21 protein-coding genes and 1 riboswitch are annotated in these 23,970 nt (G+C 60.8%); of the genes, 13 read left to right on the plus strand and 8 right to left on the minus strand.

All coding sequences use genetic code 11. The annotated features are described in order from the left end of the window. Positions 1-312: 312 nt before the first annotated feature. On the minus strand, positions 313-759 hold the full coding sequence (locus ACLH1U_RS03585; RefSeq protein ID WP_023289822.1) for a DUF421 domain-containing protein: 447 nt from the start codon (positions 757-759) through the stop codon (positions 313-315). Between the two features lie 8 nt (positions 760-767). After that, the gene (locus ACLH1U_RS03590) at positions 768-1,271 is read right to left on the minus strand and encodes a hypothetical protein (protein WP_044523438.1); all 504 of its coding nucleotides are present in this window, start codon (positions 1,269-1,271) and stop codon (positions 768-770) included. Positions 1,272-1,416: 145 nt separating this feature from the next. On the opposite strand from ACLH1U_RS03590, the gene ACLH1U_RS03595 reads away from it, so the two are divergent. The 4 genes from ACLH1U_RS03595 to ACLH1U_RS03610 all read left to right on the plus strand — a co-directional run bounded on the left by ACLH1U_RS03595 (position 1,417) and on the right by ACLH1U_RS03610 (position 3,512). Beyond that, a complete protein-coding gene (locus tag ACLH1U_RS03595; RefSeq protein WP_032452981.1) occupies positions 1,417-1,821 on the plus strand; it encodes a YdeI family stress tolerance OB fold protein in 405 nt (134 codons plus the stop codon). A gap of 15 nt (positions 1,822-1,836) precedes the next feature. Continuing rightward, entirely contained in the window at positions 1,837-1,983 is a 147-nt protein-coding gene (locus ACLH1U_RS03600; protein WP_180812791.1) for a hypothetical protein, read from the plus strand. A gap of 114 nt (positions 1,984-2,097) precedes the next feature. Further along, entirely contained in the window at positions 2,098-2,529 is a 432-nt protein-coding gene (locus ACLH1U_RS03605) for an OsmC family protein (RefSeq protein ID WP_004202630.1), read from the plus strand. A gap of 113 nt (positions 2,530-2,642) precedes the next feature. Next, complete coding sequence (locus ACLH1U_RS03610) at positions 2,643-3,512, plus strand: oxygenase MpaB family protein (protein WP_023289819.1); 870 nt, start codon at positions 2,643-2,645, stop codon at positions 3,510-3,512. Position 3,513: 1 nt separating this feature from the next. Here the strand turns inward: ACLH1U_RS03610 and ACLH1U_RS03615 are convergent, their stop codons facing one another. Beyond that, positions 3,514-4,200 carry an ABC transporter substrate-binding protein gene (locus ACLH1U_RS03615; RefSeq protein WP_110212326.1) on the minus strand — a complete coding sequence of 229 codons (687 nt, stop codon included), beginning with the start codon at positions 4,198-4,200 and terminating at the stop codon, positions 3,514-3,516. Between the two features lie 221 nt (positions 4,201-4,421). Here ACLH1U_RS03615 and ACLH1U_RS03620 point away from each other — a divergent pair, with 221 nt between their 5' ends. The 4 genes from ACLH1U_RS03620 (at position 4,422) to ACLH1U_RS03635 (ending at position 10,173) form a co-directional block, all read left to right on the plus strand. Beyond that, a complete protein-coding gene (locus tag ACLH1U_RS03620) occupies positions 4,422-5,363 on the plus strand; it encodes a cation diffusion facilitator family transporter (RefSeq protein ID WP_121936034.1) in 942 nt (313 codons plus the stop codon). Between the two features lie 243 nt (positions 5,364-5,606). Beyond that, positions 5,607-6,524 (plus strand): bestrophin family protein, encoded by a 918-nt coding sequence (locus ACLH1U_RS03625; RefSeq protein WP_117132240.1) that lies wholly within the window; start codon positions 5,607-5,609, stop codon positions 6,522-6,524. A 320-nt stretch (positions 6,525-6,844) separates the two neighbouring features. Beyond that, positions 6,845-9,145: an FdhF/YdeP family oxidoreductase gene (locus ACLH1U_RS03630; RefSeq protein ID WP_032452976.1), complete on the plus strand. Its 2,301-nt coding sequence runs from the start codon at positions 6,845-6,847 to the stop codon at positions 9,143-9,145. Between the two features lie 146 nt (positions 9,146-9,291). After that, positions 9,292-10,173: a LysR family transcriptional regulator gene (locus ACLH1U_RS03635; RefSeq protein WP_023289814.1), complete on the plus strand. Its 882-nt coding sequence runs from the start codon at positions 9,292-9,294 to the stop codon at positions 10,171-10,173. Positions 10,174-10,181: 8 nt separating this feature from the next. Here ACLH1U_RS03635 and ACLH1U_RS03640 read toward each other — a convergent pair whose 3' ends face one another. Next, complete coding sequence (locus ACLH1U_RS03640; protein WP_023289806.1) at positions 10,182-11,588, minus strand: MFS transporter; 1,407 nt, start codon at positions 11,586-11,588, stop codon at positions 10,182-10,184. Positions 11,589-12,178: 590 nt separating this feature from the next. Here ACLH1U_RS03640 and ACLH1U_RS03645 point away from each other — a divergent pair. Beyond that, positions 12,179-12,859, plus strand: coding sequence for an MgtC family protein (locus tag ACLH1U_RS03645; protein ID WP_411299060.1), 681 nt, complete (start codon positions 12,179-12,181; stop codon positions 12,857-12,859). A gap of 96 nt (positions 12,860-12,955) precedes the next feature. After that, the gene (gene zapE / locus ACLH1U_RS03650) at positions 12,956-14,017 is read left to right on the plus strand and encodes a cell division protein ZapE (protein WP_411299061.1); all 1,062 of its coding nucleotides are present in this window, start codon (positions 12,956-12,958) and stop codon (positions 14,015-14,017) included. Between the two features lie 33 nt (positions 14,018-14,050). Here the strand turns inward: zapE and katG are convergent, their stop codons facing one another. Continuing rightward, on the minus strand, positions 14,051-16,228 hold the full coding sequence (gene katG, locus ACLH1U_RS03655; protein ID WP_044523422.1) for a catalase/peroxidase HPI: 2,178 nt from the start codon (positions 16,226-16,228) through the stop codon (positions 14,051-14,053). 342 nt (positions 16,229-16,570) lie between these two features. Continuing rightward, positions 16,571-16,650, plus strand: a riboswitch (ZMP/ZTP riboswitch). 17 nt (positions 16,651-16,667) lie between these two features. On the opposite strand from katG, the gene ACLH1U_RS03660 reads away from it, so the two are divergent. From ACLH1U_RS03660 to ACLH1U_RS03670, 3 genes are all read left to right on the plus strand, one after another. Beyond that, positions 16,668-17,300, plus strand: a complete 633-nt coding sequence (locus tag ACLH1U_RS03660) for a LysE family translocator (protein ID WP_023289802.1) — start codon at positions 16,668-16,670, stop codon at positions 17,298-17,300. Between the two features lie 221 nt (positions 17,301-17,521). Then, positions 17,522-19,432 carry a penicillin-binding protein 2 gene (gene mrdA / locus ACLH1U_RS03665; RefSeq protein WP_032452966.1) on the plus strand — a complete coding sequence of 637 codons (1,911 nt, stop codon included), beginning with the start codon at positions 17,522-17,524 and terminating at the stop codon, positions 19,430-19,432. A 109-nt stretch (positions 19,433-19,541) separates the two neighbouring features. After that, positions 19,542-20,279 (plus strand): glutamine amidotransferase, encoded by a 738-nt coding sequence (locus ACLH1U_RS03670; protein WP_102002906.1) that lies wholly within the window; start codon positions 19,542-19,544, stop codon positions 20,277-20,279. On the opposite strand, the gene pqqF is transcribed toward ACLH1U_RS03670, so the two are convergent. The 3 genes from pqqF to pqqD are packed head-to-tail and all read right to left on the minus strand — an operon-like array spanning position 20,276 to position 23,968. Further along, on the minus strand, positions 20,276-22,561 hold the full coding sequence (pqqF, locus tag ACLH1U_RS03675) for a pyrroloquinoline quinone biosynthesis protein PqqF (protein WP_411299063.1): 2,286 nt from the start codon (positions 22,559-22,561) through the stop codon (positions 20,276-20,278). The genes ACLH1U_RS03670 and pqqF overlap by 4 nt on opposite strands. Further along, positions 22,561-23,703, minus strand: coding sequence for a pyrroloquinoline quinone biosynthesis protein PqqE (gene pqqE / locus ACLH1U_RS03680; RefSeq protein ID WP_023289798.1), 1,143 nt, complete (start codon positions 23,701-23,703; stop codon positions 22,561-22,563). The genes pqqF and pqqE overlap by 1 nt, the downstream gene beginning before the upstream one ends. Then, positions 23,690-23,968 carry a pyrroloquinoline quinone biosynthesis peptide chaperone PqqD gene (gene pqqD, locus ACLH1U_RS03685; protein WP_032452961.1) on the minus strand — a complete coding sequence of 93 codons (279 nt, stop codon included), beginning with the start codon at positions 23,966-23,968 and terminating at the stop codon, positions 23,690-23,692. Before pqqD ends, pqqE begins: the two co-directional genes overlap by 14 nt. Positions 23,969-23,970 lie beyond the last annotated feature (2 nt).

Here is a 23,970-nt window from a genome sequence, read left to right on the forward strand (position 1 = left end):
CATTCATTTTTTCGCTATCGTAAATTTAAGCTGCACGGATCGAATAATTATTAAGCACCAATAACAACGGTGAGGTGGGAAATATCCTGGAATAAGCGCAGTGTGAATCAGGCGACATATCCTGATGACTCTGGCCTGTTTCTGCATAAGCAGGCGTTGAGGTTCTATAATCTGTAAGGTCCCTGACAACCCGCGAGGAGGAAAAATGTTGACATTAAACACGCGTAGCGTTGAAAAAGAAGAGGATGACGCCACCCGCGCCCCGGAATCGGGGGATAAACAACCGGAGCGCGATAAATAGCTATTCCGGTGTTATTCCTGTTGCGGAATAATGGATATCTGGCCGTTACGTTCGAGAATAGCGAATTTGATCGCTTTCAGTTCATAAATCCCATGGTGCTGCCTGGCCGCCAGCAGGATATCATCGACAGAAATATTGACGAGCTTGATTTTCTCATCGATGACAGCACCATTTTCCACCACGATAACCGGCGTGCCATCAAGGAAATTTTCCGCCTGGGCAAATTTTTTCTTAATATAACCAAATAAAATATCAATACTGACCAGGGTGACGATAGTCAGCATCGAACCGGTGACGGAATAGTCTGTGCTGAGCATCGCCTGCTGGGTAGCTTCGCTGATAATCAGCAGCAATATCAGGTCAAAATTCGTTAACTGCATCAGGGTTCGTCTGCCGGCAATCTTGAAAATAATCAGCAATATCAGATAGATTGCTGCGGCTCTAAGGACCATTTCCATCGCGACTCCTACGGATAGACAAACTGCTGCCAGCTGACGGCAGGGCGATCGTTGACGGCCGCCTGCAGGGAGAGCGTGCCTATGGTTTTGGGGGTAATCGCTAACCACACCGAGAGCGGCGAGCGGCTGGTCGTCCGCTGATACACCAGATATAATTTCCCGTCGGCACTGTACATTTTATCCGGCTGCGGGCGGATATCGCCAAGCTGGTAGCGAGTTAATAACGTGGCGGCGAAGCTGATCGTGGTGTCATTTTCCTGGGTGGGTTTGATCTGAATATTCAGTTCGGTTTCACTCATCAGTCTGGCATAACGCTGGTAATCGACGATTAATTCACCTCCGGCGCTTTCCCGGTGCGCCTCACTGAAATAACCAGAGGACCACAGGCCGCTTAACGCGGTAAGGATAATGAGGCTGAGTGCAATTATCCCATAGCGCCTGAAGCGATATTCAAAGCGGAGGGCTCGTTCATTTTCGTCGACGATAGGACAAGGCTGTTGATTCTCAATCATTATTATTTTCCCCGCGTTTCGTTTCGGCATCAGCGCAACGATAAGGACATTCTTATATTAGACGATATCAGAACAATTGACTTTGTAAAAATGGCCAGCCTCAGCCAGGCTTTATTCTGTTCATCAGCAAAAACAAGGAGGCATGATGAAAAAATTAGCCTTGGCCATGGCCTGTTTGTTTGCCGCCGCTGTCGCGCAAGCGGACGATAAGGGCGGTTTTAGCCAGGATGCCGCGCCGCCGCCGCCGCACAAACTGGATGACGGCTATCGCGGCGTCGAGGAGGGGCGGATCATGACCGTTGAGCAGGCGAAAACCATGCACGACGGCGCCACGATTTCGCTGCGCGGCAATCTGCTGACCCGGCAGGGAGATGACCGTTATCAGTTTCGCGATAAAAGCGGCACCATCACCGCCATTATTCCGGTTGCCGCGTTTAATGAACAGCATGTAGAGCCTGACGATCTGGTCAGTATTAACGGTAGCCTTGATCGCAAAATGACGCCGCCGGTAGTGCGTATCGATCGCCTGCTCAAACAGTCGCCTAAATAAGGGGAGCTTGCCGGTATGAGCATAACATCTCACCCGCACGGCGAGGAGCGCGGGAAGCATCCTGCGCGCGAGGCGCCGGGCGAACAGGGCGAAGTGCCGCGTAAACGGGACGACAGCGAGGATGACAAAACCGATCCTTATCATCCTCACGATGGCCGTTAGCGTCACCCGCAACGGGTACTTTTCGGGAACGCCGGGGTGGCGGGCCGCAGAATAGACGCAGGTTCGGCATCAGGCACTATACTTTTTGTTCGACATCATCACAGGAGGAGTCATATGGCGATTCATAAGAAAGGGCTGGCGCACTGGGAAGGCGATCTCAAGCATGGCAAAGGCACCGTGTCGACGGAGAGCGGGGCGCTGAGCCAGCAGCCCTACGGCTTTAACACCCGTTTTGAAGGGGTGAAAGGCACCAACCCCGAGGAGCTGATCGGCGCCGCGCATGCCGCCTGCTTCTCGATGGCTCTGTCGCTGATGCTCAGCGAAGAGGGCTATACTGCGACGTCCATCGACACCACCGCGGTGGTCACCCTCAATAAAACCGACGGCGGGTTTGCGATAACCGACATCGCGCTGCAAAGCCAGATTGTCCTGCCGGGCGTCGCGCCGGCGGCGTTCGATGAGATCATCCAGAAAGCGAAGGCCGGCTGCCCGGTATCGCAGGTGCTGAAAGCCAATATCACCCTCGACTACCAGCTCAATCCGTAAGCTGTCGTGCCCGCACTCTGCGGGCACCGTTCCCGCGATCTCTTTCCCCGCCACTGCCTCCGCTGCGCAATAGTGGTATCTTTGGTCCTTTCGCAAACGTAAAGGACTCCATCATGATCGGCATTCGCGGGATGATCGAGGCGCAGGTGCTCGGCCTGACCGGCATGGCGCTAAAAGAGATTGATTTTGAACAGCCCAAAGGGGAGCCGGGGCTGTTTGGTCCGCAATCAGCCATCTGGCAGGTGCATGGCGATTTTACCTCTATGTTGTGCGGCGGCATTAGCGCGCTGCTGCTGCAGATGCTGCATCCCCTGGCGCTGGCCGGCGTCTGGGACCACTCCCGTTTTCGCGAGGATATCTTTGGCCGCCTGCGCCGCACCAGTCAGTTTATCTCCGCCACCACCTTTGCCGCCACCCCTGACGCGGAGCGGCTGATCGCCAAAGTGCAGGGGATCCATCAGCGGATCGCCGGGGTGGATAAGGACGGCACGCCGTATCAGGCAAGCGACCCGGCGCTGTTGACCTGGGTGCATGTCGCCGAGTGCAGCCGCTTTATGGCCTCCCACCTGCGCTATAAGCGCACGGTGGTCAGCGTCCAGCGCCAGGAGGACTATTTTCGCGAGTCGGCGGAGATCGCTCGCCGGCTGGGGGCCGAGGATATTCCCCGGACGCCGAATGAGGTCGCGGACTATCTTGAGGCGATGCGCCCGCAGCTGCGCTGTGACGAACGTACCCGGGAGGTGGCCGAGGTGCTGCTCACCACCCGTCTGCCGGGTCGCCTGAGTCAGCCGGTTGGCCAGGTGATGATGCGGGCCGGGATCGATCTTCTGCCGCCATGGGCGCAGGAGATGCTGGGACTGTCGCTGACGCCGCTGCAGCGGCGTACGACGCGTCTGATGGTGCAGGCTATCGCCCGCGTGCTGCGCGCCTCGGTACGCAACGGCGCCTGGCATTGCGCCATGCGCCGGATGGCAGAGGCGTGATTCAGCCCGCCTCGCTCAGGTGCCGGGCAATCAGCGCCTCCAGGCTACCGTCCGCTCGCCATTCGTTCAACGCGTCGTTCACCGCGCTAAAGCGGGCCACGTCTTCCCGGGCGACGCAGATGGCCTGCTGGATCTCGGTAAAATTATCCGCCAGGACCCGCACCCCCGGATGGCGGCGCGCTGTCGCCTCCAGTGGCTGACGGATGCCGGCGACCATATCCCCTTCACCGGCGAGGAAGGCGTCGATGGCCTCCTGCGAGGAGGGGAGACGATTCAGGCTGGCGTGCTGCAGATGGCGGGTTAGCCACAGATCGTAGGCGGCGTTTTGCCCGACGTTAATCGTGGTTGCCGGGCGATCCATATCGGCCACGCTCTGGCAGGGCGAACCGGCTCTCACCAGCGCGGTTCCCTGGATGGTGATATAGGGAGAGGTAAAGCGCAGGGTCGCCTCCCGTGCCGGATCGATGGCCAGAAAGGCAATATCCCAGCGTTCGCCGCCGGCGTCGGCCACCACTTTACCGGCGGCAGGATAGGTGACGAACTCGGCGGCGACGCCCCAGCGCTTCGCCAGTCGATGGCTGAGCTCGGGGGTAATGCCTGTCGGCACGCCCCTTTCGCCAGGATGGGCCAGTACCGCATTGCCCAGATTAATGGCAAAACGCAGCCGGGAGGGTGTGATATCTGACATCGCTGACTCCTGTGGTGGCTAAGAGAAGGCGGCCCGACCTGTCGGCGCCAGTGATAAGATAGTCCATCCGCGCGCGGTTGTACCTCTCCGGCCACACTTTCAGAATCTATTCATTAACGACCGCAGCGAATTCGTTAAACCGCAAGGCAATGGCTTTTATATTGTTAAGCATAAACTTAGCTTGTCAGTTTATTCTTCCCGCTCACTGAGGGAGAGAAATAATGACACAACATAATTTTGAAAATGATAATAAATATCATCAGCGTTCGGAGCAGGCGCGAAAGAGTACCCTGGTTAGCGTGGTGGTCAATATTTTTCTCTCCGCGTTGCAGATTGCGGTGGGAATATTCTCGGGTTCCCAGGGGTTAATTGCCGATGGAATGCACTCTTTTTCCGATCTGCTCGCCGATGGCGTTGTGTTGGTGGCGAATAAAAAGAGTCGCCGGCCCTCTGACCACGATCACCATTATGGCCACTGGCGCTATGAGAACGGCGCCTCTCTGATCCTCGGCGCGATCCTGGCGCTGGTCGGGGTCGGTATGCTGTGGTCTGCAGCGGGTCATCTCGCGCAACCGCAGACGATTGCGCCGGTGCACAGCGTGGCGCTGTGGATGGCGCTGACGGCGCTGGTGGTCAAAGAGGGACTGTTTCGCTATATGCTGGCGGCCGCCAGGCGGCTGAACTCCTCGTTGCTCATCGCCAACGCCTGGCATGCCCGCTCGGACGCCGCGTCATCCCTGGTAGTGGCGCTGGGGATTATCGGTAATCTGGCCGGGTTTGCCTGGTTCGATCCGCTCGCCGCGCTGGCGGTGGGGCTGGTGATTACGCGGATGGGCTATCGTTTCGCCGCCACCGCGCTGCACGATTTAATGGACCGCGCCGTCGATGAAGAGACGCAGCGGGCGATCGCCGGCACGCTGCGGGCCACGCCGGGCGTGGCGGGTCTGCACGATTTGAAAACCCGTAAGGCGGGGGATCTGGTGCTGGTGGATGTCCATCTCGAGGTGGCGGGAGAGCTGTCGGTAGCCGAAGGGCATCAGATTGCCCGGCAGGCGCGGGCGCGGGTCATAGCGCACCATCCGGTGCTCAATGTGATGGTGCATCTCGATCCCAGCGCGGCGGTTGCCGGTTCGCCGGGGGAGGCAAACTGTCTGACGTCATAAGCGGAAAACAGACTGGCTCAGCGGTTATTTAACCTCTGAGCCATTATTCCTCGCGCCACCCGTTCGCACTTTGATTGCCCGAACGATAAATAAGGCTCATACTGAGCCGGCCATGACCATCGCTAAATTATGGCGCAGATCTGCCCGTTGCAGTTAACGATAAAATAAACCAATCGGTTCATCGATACTCTCTATTTTTTATTTAGAGATAATAACCAGAGCGGTAATTCAGGAAGTCAGACAATGATCATTCGGCCAGAACAACACTGGTTTCTTCGCCTATTTGACTGGCACGGCTCCGTGCTGTCAAAAATCATCTTTCGTCTGCTGCTTAATGTGCTGATGTCCATCATCGCCATTATCAGCTATCAATGGTACGCGCAGTGGGGGATCCACTTAACGGTGGCGCCGTTCAGCCTGCTGGGGATCGCGATAGCGATTTTCCTCGGCTTTCGCAACAGCGCCAGCTACAGCCGCTTCGTCGAGGCGCGCAATCTGTGGGGGACGGTGCTTATCGCCGAACGTACGCTGGTTCGCCAGTTGCGCAATATCCTGCCGGCCGAACACGATGCCCATCGCCGCATCGTCAGCTATCTGGTGGCTTTTAGCTGGAGCCTGAAGCATCAGCTGCGCAAAACCGATCCGACGGCTGACCTGCGGCGGTTGCTGCCGGCGGACCAGGTGGCGGAGATCCTCGCCAGCTCAATGCCTACCAACCGGATCCTGCTGCTGGTCGGCAACGAAATCGGCCAGCTGCGCGAGGCGGGCAAGCTTAGCGACATCACCTATGGGCTGATGGACAACAAACTCGATGAGCTGGCGCACGTGCTGGGCGGCTGCGAAAGGCTGGCCAGCACCCCGGTGCCGTTCGCCTATACCCTGATCCTACAGCGCACCGTGTATCTGTTCTGCACGCTGCTGCCGTTCGCCCTGGTCGGGGATCTGCACTACATGACGCCGTTTGTCTCGGTCTTTATCTCCTACACCTTTTTGTCGTGGGATTCACTGGCGGAAGAGCTGGAGGATCCCTTCGGCACCGCCGCCAACGACCTGCCGCTGAACGCGATGTGCAATACCATTGAGCGCAATCTGCTCGACATGACCGGTCAACATCCGCTGCCGGAGACGCTGCGTCCGGACCGGTACTTCAACCTGACCTGAGCCCCTGCGCACCGGGCAGTTTCCGCTGCCCGGTCATCACTTTCCCGCGCCCATGCGACCCGCCGCGCGGAGGGGGCGATAAAAGCAAAATTTGCAAATAAGTTAAATTTAACACCCGATAGATAACATCAATTATACAGATTTGTGGTGTATGTTATTATTCGGTTAACAAACGCAGTACCTACGCTTTCCCATCGTACTATCCTTGAGAAACAGCATTCTTATCAGGTGACGCCGCGCACACCACGCCTCGTCGCCGGGGTCGTCGCACGCTTTTTTTCCGCCGGCGGCGGCCAGAACAGAGCAGCAGGAGTAAAAAGATGACCAATAAAAGACGCGCGGTTCCCGGTGTTCACCCTTATGACGGTCCGGCAGGCGGGTGGGGCGCGTTGAAGGCGACGGCCATCGCCGTGCGTACCCAGATGGATGCCTTTGAAGCGCCCGCCACGCTGCTGCGAACCAACCAGCCTGACGGCTTCGATTGCCCGGGCTGCGCCTGGCCGGATAAAGAGCATAAATCCACTTTTCAGTTTTGCGAAAACGGCGCCAAAGCTGTGACCTGGGAGGCGACCACCAAACGGGTGACGCCAGCGTTCCTCGCGGCTAACACCGTGACCTCCCTGCTGGCGAAAAGCGATTTTGAACTGGAGGGCTATGGCCGCTTAACCCATCCTTTGGTTTACGACCGCGCCAGCGACACGCTGCGCCCGGTGGCGTGGGAAGAGGCTTTCGCCCGTATCGGCGAGATCCTTCGCGGCCTGCAGCCGGATGAAGTTGAATTCTACACCTCCGGACGGGCCTCCAATGAAGCGGCATGGCTGTTTCAGCTTTTTGCCCGCGAGTATGGCACCAATAACTTTCCCGACTGCTCTAACATGTGCCATGAATCCACCAGCGTGGGCCTGCCGCAGTCGATCGGCATTGGCAAAGGCACCGTTTCCCTCGACGACTTTGACCAGACCGAGCTGGTGATCTCTATCGGCCATAATCCGGGCACCAACCACCCGCGGATGATGGGCACCCTGCATGAGCTTTCCCGCCGCGGCGTGCCGATTATCGTTTTTAATCCGCTGCGTGAGCGGGCGCTGGAGCGTTTTGCCGACCCGCAGAACGTGATGGAGATGGCGACATATCGCTCGACGCCGATCGCCTCGACCTACTACCAGGTGCGGGCCGGCGGCGACGCGGCGGCGCTGAAAGGGATCGCCAAAGCGCTGCTGCAGCTGGAGGAGGAGCAGGGCCAGGTGCTCGACCACGCGTTTATTGCGCAACATACCCAGGGGTTCGCCGCCTTCGCCGAGGATCTGCACGCCACCCGCTGGCAGGACATTGAGCAGGAGTCCGGCCTGACGCGCGAGTCGCTGACCCAGGTCGCCGTGGCCTACGCCAAATCCAGGGCCACCATCGTCACCTACGGCATGGGGATCACTCAGCATAATAAAGGCACTTCCAACGTCCGGCTGATTGCCGACCTGCTGCTGATGCGCGGCAATATCGGCAAGCCGGGGGCCGGCATCTGTCCGCTGCGCGGCCACTCTAACGTGCAGGGAAACCGCACCGTTGGGATCAGCGAAAAACCTTCCGCGGCCTTCCTCGACAGCCTGCAGCGGGTGATGGGGATCACGCCGCCGCGGCATCATGGTCACGATGCGGTGAAGGCGCTGGAGGCCATGATCGCCGGCGACGCCAAAGCCCTGATCTGCCTCGGGGGCAACTTCGCCGTGGCGATGCCGGATCACGAACGCGCCTTCCCGGCGATGCGCGGCCTTGAGCTCAGCGTGCACGTCGGCACCAAGCTCAACCGCTCGCACCTGCTGACGGCGAAAGAGACCTTTATTCTGCCGTGCCTTGGCCGCACCGAGCTTGACCTGCAGGCCAGCGGTCGACAGTCGATCACCGTCGAGGATTCGATGTCGATGGTGCATGCCTCGTCAGGCAAGCTAAAGCCCGCCTCGCCGACGCTGCGTTCGGAGCCGGCGATTGTCGCCGGTCTGGCGAAGGCCACTCTGCCGGCCAGCAAAGTGGACTGGCTGTATCTGGTGGAAGATTACGACCGTATTCGGGAGCTGATCGAACAGACCATTCCGGGGTTCGAGAAATATAACCAGCGCATTCGCCACCCCGGGGGCTTTCGCATGCCGCTGCCGCCGACCGAGCGCATCTGGCCTACCGCCACCGGCAAAGCCATGTTCTCGGTTTTCAAAGGTGTGCATGAGAACGTGGTGGTGGAGGGCGAGGAGGTGATGCGCTTAGTGACCCTGCGCAGCCACGACCAGTACAACACCACCATCTACGCTATGGATGACCGCTACCGCGGCGTCTTCGGCCGCCGCGACGTGCTGTTTATGAACGAGCAGGATATGGCCGACCAGGGTCTGGAGCATGGCGATCGGGTCGATATCCACACTGCGCTGCCGGGCAGCTCGCTGACGCTCAGAGATATCACGGTGGTGGCCTACGGCATCGCGCCCGGCACCGTCGGCGCCTATTATCCGGAAGCCAACGTGCTGGTGCCGCTGAACTATCTGGATGAAGAGAGCGGAACGCCCTCCTATAAGTCGGTCCCTGTCCGCCTGACGCTGCGCTCGAAAGAGATCCGCCCGCTGTCCGGTGTGCGTTAAAGAAGGAGGGCGTTGGGCGGCGTCGCGCCGTCCTGCGCCCGTCGCCCCCTCGTCTCCTCGCTTGAATTTATCGGTTATGAAACTAACATTCTGGTAACCTGTGCGCGGCCCCGGGGGTGAACGGCGGGGTTCAAACGGGAAAAAGAATGGACATTAAGCAACTCAAATATTTGATCGCGCTCGATCAGACGCGCCATTTTGGCCAGGCGGCGGCAGCCTGCCATATTACCCAGCCGACCCTCTCCATGCGCATTCGTAATCTGGAAGAGGAGCTGAACCTGACCCTTATCCAGCGCGGCCAGCGCTTCGAGGGTTTTACCCCGGAGGGGGAGCGGATCCTGGCCTGGGCGCGGGCGGTGCTTGCCGCCCATGACGGTCTGGCGGCGGAGGCGGCCATTTGTCGCGGACAGATGGTCGGTCAACTGCGGGTTGGCATGGTGCCGCTGGCGAGCCTCAATCCGATGCAGCTGATTAAACCTCTCGCAGAGAAATACCCGGCGCTGCAGTTCAGCCTGCTGTCAATGACCTCGGAGCAGATTATCGATGGCGTCAGCCGCAACCAGCTGGACCTGGGGATCTGTTACCTGCAGCATCTGGATGAACGTCTGTTTAAGATCGCCCGGCTGCCGCAAACCCGGATGGGACTGTTGCACGATAAACGCCATTTCGACTTCAGCGACGGGACGCCGGGGTGGGATACGCTGGCGACGCTGCCCCTTGGCTTTCTGACCAAGGGAATGTACTACCGGGAATCCATTGAAATCAGCTTTAAGGCCAAAGGGCTAACGCCGAAGTCTGTCTTTGAAAGCGATTCGACGTTTCAGATTATCCAGGCGGTGCAGGCGGGGATCTGCTGCGCCATCATGCCGCTCAACAACGGCCTGGAAGCCCTCAGCGACAATCTTGACATCCTGCCCATCGCCGAAAGCCAGGTCGATTCGCAGTTGGCGCTGATTATGCGCCAGCAGGAGCCGGTCTCGACGCTGGCGGAAAAATGCTTCGCCGAGGCGCAGGGGATTTTTGGCTGAGGCCAGCCTCAGATATTCTCCAGTCGAATGCCCCGGGTTCTCGGGCCGAAGATCCCCACCGACAGCATCACCATCAGCATACTGACGACGATAAAGCTAATCACCCCCGGCGTGCCGGCATATTGCAGAATAATGCCGATCAGGATGCTGGTCACCGCGGTCGAGAGCCGGCTGAACGAGTAGCAGAAGCCGACGGCGCGGGCGCGAATATGGGTCGGGAAGACCTCGGCCTGGTAGGCGTGGTAGCTGATGGTCAGCCAGGCGTTGGACCAGGTGATCATAAACCCGCAGATCACCAGCAGAACCGGACTGTTCTGCAGGGCAAACAGGGTGCCGAAGATCACGGTCATCAGCGCGGAGAGGACGATCTGCCACTTGTTCTCAAAGCGATGCACGAAGCGAGTGCAGAACAGGCAGCCCAGCGGATAGGCGAGGGTGATAAAGAAGGCGTACAGCAGACTGTGGGTAATGCTGGCGCCCTGACCGGAGAGCAATGCCGGCAGCCAGTTGCCAAAGCCGAAGAAACCGATCGCCTGGAAGAAATTCATCACCATCAGCATCAGGGTGCGCTGCCGATACTGCGGCGCCCAGATTTCGCGGAAGGTGCCGCGTTTGACGACGCTCTCCGCCGCCTGCGCATGCTTCGGCGACGGCGTCAGGCCGCAGCGGGCTTCCATCGCGCACATCACCGCATGCGCCTCATCATGCCGCCCTTTGGTTTCCAGCCAGCGGGCTGACTCCGGCAGTTTTTTGCGGATAAACCAGATTGCCAGCGAGAACAGCGCGCCGAAGATGATCACCCAGCGCCAGCCGCTGAGGCCGAAGAGGGTGGTTGGCACCAATATCCAGGACATCAGCGCCACCGCCGGAACCGACAGAAACTGGATAAAGAAGGCAAAGGCGAAGGCTTTATTGCGCAGGTGGGTAGGGACCCATTCGCTGAGGTAAGTATCAATGGTCACCAGCTCAATGCCGAGGCCGATTCCCACCATAAAGCGGAAGAAGATCACCCCTTCCGCGCTGCTCTGGGTCGCCATCAGCAGCGAGAAAAAGCCGTACCAGGCGAGCGCCACCATAAAGGTCAGGCGGCGTCCCAGCTTGTCCGCCAGCGGCGCCAGCAGGCTCGCGCCGATAAACAGCCCCATAAAGGTGGCGGAGGCAAAGGCCGCCTGATCGGCGATGCCAAAGATCCCCGCCGCGCCGGTGTGGAAAATACCCTCCGCCAGCAGGCCCGCGCTGATGTACCCGGTCTGGAACAAGTCGTAGAGCTCGAAGAAGCCGCCGAGGGAGAGCAGGGTGATAAACGACCATAACCCGAAGGAGGCGGGCAGCGCGTCAATGCGTCCGGTTAAGCTGGCGTGCGGTTGTCCTGGCGAAGCATAGGGCGTTTCGCCGAGAACCTGGGTGGTAGACATGGTGTTGTGTTCCTCAGGAAGAATGGTTTGCCTGCTAATGTTAAGTGATTGTTAATAGTTTTAAATTTTTAATCTTCAGCGTTAACGGCAATCTTTAGCGCAAGATCGCGCCGTACAGGAGGAAAGTTGAGATTCATGCTGCTTTTCGCCGCACGCCAGGGGAAGAATTGAAGTAAATCACCGTGGGCGGCAATGTTCCCCGCCTGGCGTTATCGCGCTGCCCAGGGCCCAGGCCAGACAGAGTAAACGAATCCTCACCGGCGGCGTTTTCCCGCTTTACCCGCTATTACGCCGGGCTATAATGTGCCCACTTTCATACAGGAGTCATGCGTTGGACAGTCATCCTTATTGTTATTCTCCGGCAAGCTAACGCGACTGTTTTCGCTGCTTGCCGAACCGGCGGGCAGCAATCTTTGATTATCGGATTGCCTCCCTTAATGTAGTGATTCGCGACCGTACGCGAGAGGCACCGTTATGTTTCTGTTTCCCACCAGCTTATTTCCTCCACCATCACCCGCCCGCTAATTGCCCCGCGTGGCTGAGCGCGACATCAATAATTTTTGGATTTCTGTTATCTGGAGGAAGGCGCGATGGTATTTCCTTATATGACACATTTACTTGCGGCGATGCTGCTGGGAGCGCTGATCGGCGCGGAAAGACAGTGGCGGCAACGTATGGCCGGCTTGCGGACCAATGCGCTGGTGGCCACCGGCGCGGCGGTGTTTATTCTTAGCGCGATGTCGGCGTCGCCGGACAGCCCAGGGCGCATTGCGGCGCAGATCGTCTCCGGTATCGGCTTCCTTGGGGCGGGAGTGATTATGCGCGATGGCATGAACGTTCGCGGCCTCAATACCGCCGCCACCCTGTGGTGCTCGGCCGGTATCGGTGTCCTCTGCGGCCTGGGACAGTTCTGGAACGCGACGGCGGCGACGCTGATTATTCTGTGCGCTAATATCCTGCTCCGCGAAGCGGCGCAGCGCATTCATGCCTTGCCGGGCGCCGGAGACGAAGAGAAACGCTATATCTTGCGCGTCACCTGTTTACGCGAGCATGAAAAAGCCGTGCGTCAGCTGCTGCTGAATATTGCTCAGCAGCAGAGGTTCACCCTGCAGGGGGTGCAGTCGGCGGCGGCAGATACGGCGGATCAGCTGGAGATTTGCGCGGAGCTGATTAGCAATAAGCAGCATCACAAAACGCTGGCGCAGATTATGGCGCAGGTGGCCGGCCAGCAGAACGTCACCTCGGTACACTGGCGCGTCGGAGAAGCGTAGAGACAGGCGGCGGGGCAGCAGACATGGCCGCTCGCCGCGCGATTCGCCAACCCGCGGGAAAGCGGCTAGAATGGCCTCCTGCCGGAGGTTATAAGAATGTTAAATAATGGATGTGTGTCGTCGGAATCTGGCCAGACTATGACGACGGCTGATTTTCGCTTTACCCGCGTGATGGCCGAGCAGGCGGCGCGTGCCCGTCTGACGCTGGACGACGATCAGCTGTCGCTCATCGCCCGCCTCGACGCCCTGGGTCAGCAGCTATTGTCCGCGCCCGGCACGCCGCAGGGACTGTACGTTTGGGGACGCACCGGGCGAGGGAAAAGCTTTATTCTCGACCACTTTTTTGCCAGCCTGCCGCTCGCCGCCAGGCGTCGGGTCCATTTTCATCACTTCTTCCGCGAACTGCATCAGCGGCTGAATGCCCCCGGCGCGCCCGGCCTGCAGGCGGTGATGATGCAGATGACCTCCGGCTGCCGTCTGCTGTGCTTTGACGAATTTCATCTTCACGACCCCGGCGACGCCATGCTGATAAAGGCGCTGCTGGAACACCTTTTTCAACGGGGCATCGTGCTGCTGGCAACCTCTAACTACCCGCCGGAGATGCTGCTGCTTAATCCGCTGTATCACGATCGCTTTTTACCGTCGATCGCGCTGATCCGCGCCCACCTGGCGGTCGTCGCGCTTAACGGCGAGGAAGATTATCGCGAACGGCACCTGAGCCAGGATAACGCCTTCTGCAGCGGGCGGCTATGGGTTAACCCGAGCGAACAACAGCGTCAGCTGTACGATCTGCCCTCGCTGCCTGCCGAACCGGTTCCGCTGGCGGTAGGCTATCGCACGCTGCAGGCGGCCGCGGCGTCACCCGACTTGCTCCATTTCTCTTTTGCCCTACTCTGCCAGGCCGCCACGGCGGTGATGGACTATCTGGCGCTCAGCGAACGTTATGCCGTCTGGTTGCTGGACGAGGTGCCGCCGCTGGCCACGGTAGGGCCGGCGGCCCAGCAGCGCTTTATCAACGTGATTGATGTGCTGTATGAAAAGCAGATCCGCCTGCTGCTGGTGACCCGCTGCGACCTGGAGACGCTGGTGGCCGGGGTGGAACTGGAGGATATTCAGCGAACGCGGAGCCGCCTGCAACAGCTGCCGCGGGCGGTATAAAAAAACGCCCCGGCGGGTGCCGGAGCGAGGGGATCACAGGTCGAAACGGTCGAGGTTCATAACCTTGGTCCAGGCGGCGACAAAGTCATGCACCAGCTTCTGCTGCCCGTCGGCGCAGGCGTAGACTTCCGCCAGCGCGCGCAGGACCGAGTTGGAGCCAAACACCAGATCCACGCGGGTGGCGCTGTACTTCGCTTCGCCGGTTTTACGGTCGCTGCCGGTAAACAGCTCCGCCCGATCATCGGCCGCTTTCCAGACGGTGGCCATATCCAGCAGGTTGACGAAGAAGTCATTGCTGAGCACGCCGACGCGGTCGGTAAACACCCCGTGTTTGCTGCCGTCGTAGTTGGCGCCCAGCACGCGCAGTCCACCCACCAGAACCGTCATCTCCGGAGCGGTTAAGGTCAGCTGCTGCGCTTTATCGATCAGCAGCGTTTCCGTCGACACACCGCCCTCGATGCGACGGTAGTTGCGGAAGCCATCCGCCAGCGGCTGCAGCAGGTCAAACGACTCGACGTCGGTCTGCTCAGGCAGGGCGTCGACGCGGCCTGGAGTAAACGGCACGTTGACGCTGACGCCGGCCGCCGCCGCCGCCTGCTCCACGCCGACCACGCCAGCCAGCACGATGATATCGGCCAGTGACGCTTTGCCGGAGGCGCGCTGGATCGCCTGCAGGGTCGGCAGCACCCGACTGGCGATAGCATTGACCGGCCAGTCTTTCTGCGGGGCCAGCGCCAGACGCGCGCCGTTGGCGCCGCCGCGCTTATCACCGCCGCGGAAGGTGGAGGCGGAGGCCCAGGCGACCGACACCAGTTCACTCACCGACAGGCCGGCGCCGGCGATGGCGGTTTTCAGGCTGGCGATGTCGTCCGCGCTCGGCTGATGGGTCGCCGCCGGCAGCGGATCCTGCCAAATGAGATCTTCTTTCGGCACTTCCGGCCCGAGGTAACGGGATTTCGGCCCCATATCGCGGTGGGTCAGCTTGAACCACGCCCGGGCGAACGCCTCGTTAAAGGCCTGCGGATCGTTGAGGAAGCGACGGGAGATCTTCTCAAACTCCGGGTCGAAGCGCAGGGTCAGGTCGGTGACCAGCATGGTCGGTTTGCGCTTTTTACCCGGGTTAAACGGATCCGGGATAATTTCCGGCGCGTCTTTGGCTTCGAACTGGATAGCGCCCGCCGGGCTGCGGGTCTGCACCCATTCGTATTTAAACAGGTTCTCGAAAAAGTAGTTGCTCCACTGGGTGGGCGTCTGCGTCCAGACCACTTCCAGACCGGAGGTGATGGCATCCGCGCCTGCGCCGCTGCCGTAGCTGGAGTGCCAGCCCAGACCCTGAGCTTCCAGCGGGGCGGCTTCCGGCTCGGCGCCGACGTGGCTGGTCTCGGCTGCGCCGTGGGTTTTACCCAGGGTGTGGCCGCCGGCGATCAGCGCGACAATCTCTTCATCGTCCATCGCCATATTGCCGAAGGTGGCGCGAATGGCCGCCGCGGCGGACAGCGGCTCGCCGCTGGCGTTAGGGCCTTCCGGGTTAACGTAGATTAGCCCCATTTCGGTGGCGCCGATGGCCTGTTTCGCCAGGCTTTCCGGGTGACGGTGGGCCAGCCACTCTTTCTCATCGCCCCAATCGACGTCCAGATCCGGTTCCCAGACATCTTCACGGCCGGCGCCGAAGCCAAAGGTGCGGAAGCCGGCGTTTTCCAGCGCCACGTTACCCGCCAGCATGTAAAGATCGGCCCAGGAGATTTTCTGGCCATATTTCTGTTTCACCGGCCACAGCAGACGGCGGGCCTTATCGAGGCTGACGTTATCAGGCCAGGAGTTCAGCGGCGCAAAGCGCTGCTGTCCACGACCCGCGCCGCCGCGACCGTCAACGGTGCGGTAGGTGCCGGCGCCGTGCCAGGCCATACGAATAAACAGACCGATATAGCTGCCCCAGTCTGCCGGCCACCACTCTTGCGAATCGGTCAGCAGCGCTCTGAGGTCAGCCTTCAGCGCGGAGTAATCGAGCTTTTTAAACTCTTCCCTGTAGTTAAAATCCTCACCCAACGGGTTGGAACGACTGGAGTGCTGGTTTAGCAGATCGACACGCAGCTGGTTAGGCCACCAGTCGCGGTTGCCGGTGCCGCTGCCGGCGCTCTGCTTGGGCGTCTCGGCGTGGAAAGGGCACTTTCCGGCGGATGCGTTGTTGGATGGGTCGTTAGACGTGCTCATATCAGGCTCCGTTTGCTTTTGTGAATGCCGTTACGATATACACTGCTACCAATAAGCGATATTTGAATGAGTCTACGGATTTAATAGCTAATTCCGTTCAACGAAGGGCGAAACACCCTCTTATATGCCCTGGCGGTCCAGGGGTAAAAAATAAACCTCATCATTAACCATAGTCGTAACGAGACGGCAAAGGAAACGATCTGTGTCAAACGGGCAGAAGGAATGCTAATTGTTTGAGATATGACAATTTTACTATGAGAAAAGGATGAGGGTTTTCCGCTGCGCGAGCGTAACGAATGCCCGACGCAGGGGTTGTTGGCAAACGCAGAATAAGCTAATACTTAGACACCATGTGACTGGCGCTAAAGACAGAATACTGTTGGGGAGCATGGTCAACGTCGCCGCGCGCCTGGGCATTACCGCTATCTGGAGATAAGTTATGCCTGAATTAGCTTCTTTAATGGCCTTTGCCGCGGTGGCGCTGGGGTTAGTGTTAACCCCTGGCCCCAATATGATGTATCTCACTTCGCGTTCGATTTGCCAGGGAAAACGTGCTGGCTTTATCTCCCTTGCCGGGGTGGCCGTGGGTTTTTTCTTCTATATGTTGTGTGCCGCTTTCGGCATTACCGCGTTGGTTTTCGCGGTCCCTTACGCCTACGATGCATTGCGTTTGTGCGGGGTCGCTTATTTGCTCTATCTGGCGTGGCAGGCGATTAAACCGGGAGGGCGGCCGATATTCGCGGTGCGCGACTTACCCGCCGACAGTGGACGTAAGCTGTTTCTGATGGGATTTATCACCAGCCTGGCGAACCCCAAAGTTGCCATCCTGTATTTGTCCCTGCTGCCGCAATTTATCACCCCCGGACTCGGCAGCGTGCTCAGCCAGTCGTTGATATTAGGCTGTACCCAGGTATTAATCAGCGTGGCGGTGAACGGCCTGATTATCTTGCTGGCCGGGCAGGTGGCGCTTTTTCTTGGTCGGCGGCCGGGCTGGCAACAATTTCAACGCTGGCTGATGGCGACGGTACTGGCCGGGATGGCGGTTAAGATCGCTTTTGAGGCCAGAAAATAACCGGGTTTACCGGGGAAAGGGGAGCCAGCGAGACCTGTCGCTGGCCAACCTCGCGCCCTGATGCCTTTCTCACACTGCGCAAGGCTCTCCACGCTCTAACATGCTGAAACATTTCTGCCAGATCATTAGCAACCTTTCAGTAGGGCTAACGCCGCGATAAGGCTATGCTTCCCGGCCGTTACGCCGTTGGTTTTTCCCGTGATCCAGGTGATGTACCGCTAATGCCCCTTTTGAGAGATGAAATTCGCGACCACTCCGCGGAAGAGATGCTGTTTATCCGCCGGGCCGCAATCGCCTTTCTGCTGGTGGTGGTCTGCTTTGGCGTGCTGATTTTCAACCTCTACCATCTGCAGGTGGAGCAGCACGATTTCTACCAGACCCGCTCCAACCAAAACGATATCAAAATGTTGCCCATCGCCCCCAGCCGCGGGCTGATATTCGATCGCAACGGCATTCCGCTGGTGCAGAATATTACCCTGTATCGCCTGCAGGTGATCCCGAGCAAAATTCCCGATATGGCCGCGCTGCTGCAAAGCCTGACGCCGATTGTCGACCTGACGCCGGACGACATCGCCAGTTTCCGCGACGATATGCACCACAGCAGCCGCTATAAAGCGGTTACCCTCAAGTCCGACCTCAGCGACGTAGAGGTGGCCCGCTTCGCGGTCAACGAATTCCGTTTCCCCGGGGTGACGGTGGAGAGCTACCAGCAGCGTGAATACCCCTACGGCGCAGAGCTGGCGCACGTGGTGGGCTATGTGTCGAAAATCAACGACAGCGACCTGCAGCGGCTGGCGAAAGACGGTGAAGAGGAGAACTATGCTGCCGACCACAATATCGGCAAGCAGGGGATCGAAGGGTATTACGAAAAAGCGCTCCACGGCACCACCGGCTACCAGGAGGTGGAGGTGGATAACCACGGCCGGGTGGTACGTCTGCTGAAAGAGGTACCGCCGGTGGCCGGGAAAAACCTCTACCTGACCCTTGACCTGCACCTGCAGCAGTATATTGAGTCGGTGCTGAAGGGGCAGCGCGCGGCGGTGGTGGTGGTCGATCCTCGTGATGGCGGGGTACTGGCGATGGTCTCCAGCCCCAGCTACGATCCTAACCCGTTCGTCAAAGGCATCGGCTATCAGGCCTATAAATCGCTGCTGGATAACCCCGACCGACCGTTAATCAACCGTGTCACCCAGGGGCTGTATCCCCCGGCCTCGACGGTGAAGCCCTATATGGCGCTCTCGGCGCTCTCCGCGGGCGTGATCACGCCGAATACCACCTTCTTCGGGGCGCCGACGTGGACGCTGCCGGGCACGCAACGCCGCTATCGCGACTGGCTGAAAACCGGCCACGGCATGCTCAACGTCACCAAAGCCATTGAAGAGTCCGCAGACACCTTTTTCTACCAGGTTGCCTTCGAGATGGGTATCGACCGGATCCATGAGTGGCTGAGCAAGTTCGGCTACGGCCAGTCTACCGGCATCGATCTCAATGAGGAGTATGCCGGGGTGCTGCCGAGCCGGGCGTGGAAGCAGCGGGTGCATAAAAAGCCCTGGTATCAGGGGGATACCATCTCCGTCGGCATCGGCCAGGGATACTGGATCGCCACTCCCATCCAGATGGTGAAAGCGCTCACCACGCTGCTTAACAACGGCAAGGTGCAGGATCCGCATCTGCTCTATTCGATGAAGCAGGGCAATCATGTGGAACGTTATCAGCAGCCGGCGAACCTGCCGCAGGTCGGCGATCCGAAATCCCCGTACTGGGGCATTGTGCGCAACGGCATGTATGGGATGGCGAATCTGCCCAACGGCACCGGCTATAAACTGTTCCATACCGCGCCGTATCAGATTGCGGCAAAGTCCGGGACCTCGCAGGTGTTCAGTCTGAAGCAAAACCAGACCTATAACGCCAAAATGATCCCGGTGCGTCTGCGCGACCACATTTTCTATACCCTGTTTGCCCCTTATCAGCATCCGAAGGTGGCGATGGCGCTGATCCTGGAGAACGGCGGCGGGGACGGGGTGGTGGCCGGACCGACGGCGCGCGCCATCCTGGACCATATTTTTGTCCCGCAGCAGGCGCCGGCGGCGGCCGCCGACGTGCCGCAGCGGGAGAGCGCGGACGCCCAGTAAGCGGCAGGACTTATTCCGCAGGCGCATCGTTCATAGAAATTGGTTATTTGTCCCCTTATCTTCCCGGCGGCATAGTATTTTTAAGGAACATGACGAGTGAGGAGGAAGGGTGACACGTAAGCGATTATTGCTGGTTCAGACCGGGACGCCCCCGGCAGCCATCCGCGAGGAGCATGGCGATCTGCCGCGCTGGTTCCGCACGCTGCTGGCGCCATGGCAGGCGCAGCTCACCGCGGTACGGGTGTTTGAGGACGAGCCGCTGCCGGCGCCGGATCGCCAGACGGTGGCGGTGCTGACCGGCTCCTGGGCGATGGTTTCCGACCGCCTGGCGTGGAGCGAACGGACCGCCGACTGGATCCGTCAGGCGGTGGCTATCGGCATGCCGCTGTTCGGCGTTTGCTATGGCCATCAGCTGATGGCTCATGCCCTGGGTGGCGAGGTGGCGTATCATCCAGCCGGACGGGAAAGCGGCAGCCAAACCGTTTCGCTATCGCCGTGGGGTGTCGACGACCCGCTGCTCCGGGACCTGCCGGCCGCCTTTCCCGCGCATCTGAGCCATATGCAAACCATTACCCGCCTGCCGGAGGGGGCCACGGTGCTGGCCGCGTCCGCACACGACCCCCACCAGATCGTGCGCTACGGGCCGCATGCGGTCTCCACGCAGTTTCACCCGGAGTTCACCGCGCCGATTGCCCGCACGCTGATCCGCTACCGGGAGGCGGTGCTGCAGGCAGAGGGCATCGACCCGCAGCGGTTATACGATGAGGTTCAGGAGAGCCCGCAGGCCGCGGCAATCCTCACGCGCTTCGTCAGCGCCTTTCTGCCCCCTGATGCACCCGGCCATTAATCCCCTGCAGTGAACAGCACCCGCCAGCGGCGACGCCGGCGGGACATCTCGTGGGCCAGGTCAACGACCGCTTCGACGCGCAGCGCGTCAGCCGCCTGCGCCGTCAGCTCCGGTAAAGCATACTTCTGACGCAGGGCGACCAGCGCCTGCGCCTCGGGCGGCGTCCGGGCGCGGACCTGTGCGGCCAGGCGCTGCTGTAGCGGCCTGAAGGCCGCCTCATCCAGCGGCGGCAGCTGGCGCAGAAAGGTTTTGCAACAGCGCAGCAGTTCCACGGCGCGGCGATCCGGGGACTGGAGCGCCATCAGCAGCCCGTCGCGATCGGCGACGCGCTGATAGCGGCAGCTCACCACATAGCCAATCTGCTGCTCTACCCGCATGCGCTGGAAGAAGAGCGGTTCACAGCGCTGCGCCAGCACCCGCAGAGCCGCCAGCGAGGCGCCATCCGGCAGCGGAATAAAGACCAGCAGCGCCGTATCGCCCCCGGGGAAAGCCAGCCGTTCGACGCCGCGCCGGCAGGGGCCGGGGAGGCTGCCCGGCGGGTTGACCGGGACGGTAAGCAGGCTCAGCTGGCGCGCGACCCACCGCGCATCCTCCGCGCTGCCGCCGGCCAGGGCCGCCAGCCAACCAGCCTGATGCTCTGATGTGGCCAACCGTTCGGGGAGCTGGGCCATGAGATGACGGATAGCAATACTCTCCGGCGGCGGGGTCAGCGGGTCGGCCGGGAGCGCGAGCTGCCGCACGATGGCCTGCAGAATAGCCTCCGGCCGCCGGCCGGCAGCTGGCAACTGCAGGAACAGCTGCCAGCTGCCGTCGAAGCGATGCCACTCGCCGTGGCCCCCGGCGTGGCGCAGCGCGGCGAGCAGCGGGCGCAGCTGTTCCCCGCGCGCCAACCCCTCGGCCTGAGTGGGCGAGCAGGAGAAGGGCGGTCGGAGCAGGAGCCTCGGCGGCTCTCCCGGTGACGGGAGGTGGAGCAGCGGCGCGGCTTGCGCCGGACTTTCGGCCACGAGGCCGCCAGCCGCTTGCGGATAAAAAGCGAATTTCAGCGCAGGGGCAGTGACCGGGCGGCGGCACCAGCGGCTGAGCGGAAGGCTAAAGCCCTGGGTGGCAACAGGCTCCCCTGGGGAAAGGGTCTGGCAGGCCAGGCTGACCGTAGGGGCGGCCTGCAGGGCGGCGCAAAAATCGGCGAACCCGACGGGCGGCGCGCCGGGGGCAAAGCCGAATGCCCGCTGGCGCAGCTGATCGAGGGGCGACAGCGCCTGAAAACGGCGCCGGGACAGCTGATAGTAGTGTTGCTGCTGGTCTGGCGTCGTCCGCTGTAGCGTCTGCAGCCAGTGGGTTATCTGCCGGTCGACCTGTTCCGGCTGGTCGCTGGCGAAGACCAGCGCCAGCCAGCCGAGGTGCCGATCCTGATACAGCCAGTTCAGCGCTACCTCTTGCGCCTGACCACGCTGGCGCAGCCCGGCCATCAGGCTGCCGGGGGCTTCATCGAGCAAAAACTCGCGCAGTAAGGTGACGTTGTCACTTAAGGCGATCAGCGGACAGCGCCACAGGGCGGGCCGGGCGTCGACCGCCAGCTGCAGTTCAGTGGTCTCGTCCAGGCGCAGCGGCGGCGCCGGCGGCGGAGCCTCGCCTGCGGCAAGCCCGGCGGCGAAACGGACCGCCAGCTCGCCGAGCGCCTCCAGCGACTGCGGCCCCTGCAGCCAGAGCTGCATCCGCCGGGCGACGTAATGGGTGTGGTGAAAATCGCGTAAGGCCGCCTGCAGCGCAGGGAGATCGCCCGCCAGCGCGTCGGCGCTGCCTACCTGAAAGCGGCGAAACGCCGCGGGCGCGCTGGCGGCGTGACGAACGGCGGCTTCCCGGCGCGACGGCTCATGCTGGTGGATAAGGCGGTACTCGGCGTCAATCACCGCCACTTCGCGCTGAATATCTTCCCTGAGCAGCCGCGGCGCCTGCAGCATCTCCTGTAGACGCGCGACACCGTCAGCCAGACCATCGGCGGCGACCTCGAAAAAGAACGCGCTATGGCGGGCCAGGGTGGTGGCATTCACGCTTCCGCCCTGGCGCTGCACCCAGCCCATCAGCCGGTCATCATCCCGGTAGCGCTCACCGCCGTAAAACAACAGGTGTTCCAGCAGGTGCGCCAGCCCGGGGAAGCGCGAGGGGTCGTGGTGGCTGCCGGCGGCGACCCGCGCCAGGGCCGCCGCGCGTTCGGCCTGCGGCTGATGGACCAGGGTGGCCTGCAGGCCGCCCGGCAGCGTGACGGTGCGGGTCGCCAGCGTCATTACAGGTCCCGGGTTTTGTAGATCAGCTGCGAGCTGGCCCGGTTGCGGAACTGCAGCTGGCTGACTTTTATCTCGCTGCAGGCCGCTTCGCGCCGGGCGTCGAGGATTTTGTGATGATGCGGGGATTTGCTGCACACCGGGTCGGCGTTATCGGCGCTGCCGGTCAGCATAAAGGCCTGGCAGCGGCAGCCGCCGAAGTCTTTCTCTTTTTCATCACAGGAGCGGCACGGCTCCGGCATCCAGTCATACCCGCGGTAGCGATTGAAGCCGAACGAGTCATACCAGATCGACTCCAGACTCTGCTCCAGCACCGACGGAAACGTAACCGGCAGCTGGCGCGCGCTGTGGCACGGCAGGGCGGTGCCTTCCGGGGTGACGCTGAGGAAAATCGATCCCCAGCCGCCCATGCAGCCTTTCGGCCGCTCTTCGTAATAGTCCGGGGTGACAAACAGCAGGTTGGTGAGGTTGCCGCTGGCGGCCATTTTCTGCCGGTAGTCGGCGACCACCTGTTCGGCGCGGGCGATCTGCTCCCGGGTCGGCAGCAGCCCCTCGCGATTGAGGAACGCCCAACCGTAGAACTGGCAGGTGGCCAGCTCAACGTCATCCGCTTCCAGCTCAATGCACAGCGCGATAATTTTATCCAGCTGATCGATGTTGTGCCGGTGCAGAACGAAGTTGAGCACCATCGGATAGTCGCGCGCTTTCACCGCTCTGGCCATCGCCAGCTTCTGCTGGAAGGCTTTTTTGTTGCCGGCCAGCGCGGCGTTGAGCACTTCATCGCTGGCCTGGAAGCTAATCTGGATATGGTCCAGCCCGGCCTCGCTGAAGGCGTCGAGTTTGCTCTCCGTCAGCCCTATCCCGGAGGTGATCAGGTTAGTATAAAACCCGAGGTCGCGCGCGGCGCGGATCAGCTCCGGCAGATCTTTACGCGTCAGCGGCTCGCCGCCGGAAAAGCCCAGCTGTACGCTGCCCATCGCCCGCGCCTGGCGAAAAACCTCGATCCATTGTTCGGTGGTCAGCTCTTTTTCCTGTTGGGCGAAGTCCAGCGGATTCGAACAGTAGGGGCACTGCAGCGGGCAGCGATAGGTTAGCTCCGCCAGCAGCCACAGCGGCGGATTGACGGCGGGTTTACGCTGGCTCACGGCAGGTGATCCACTTCTGTTGACAGGCTATCTGCAGGAACTCGATGACGTCGTCATCAACGCCCCCGGCTTCCGGGAAGCGGTCGTTGAGCATGGCGATAATCGCCGCGACGTCGCGCCGGCCATCCACCAGCTCGAGGATCGCCGCGGCGGTCTCATTGAGTTTGGCCATTCCCTCCGGATAGAGGATCACATGGCTCTCCTGGGCGGCTTCCCACTGCAGGCGGTAGCCGCGACGAAAGGCGACGATGGAGGTATTTTGCATGA

Source organism: Klebsiella sp. 1SOBk5mer (assembly GCF_046603115.1).
Lineage (GTDB): Bacteria > Pseudomonadota > Gammaproteobacteria > Enterobacterales > Enterobacteriaceae > Klebsiella > Klebsiella quasipneumoniae.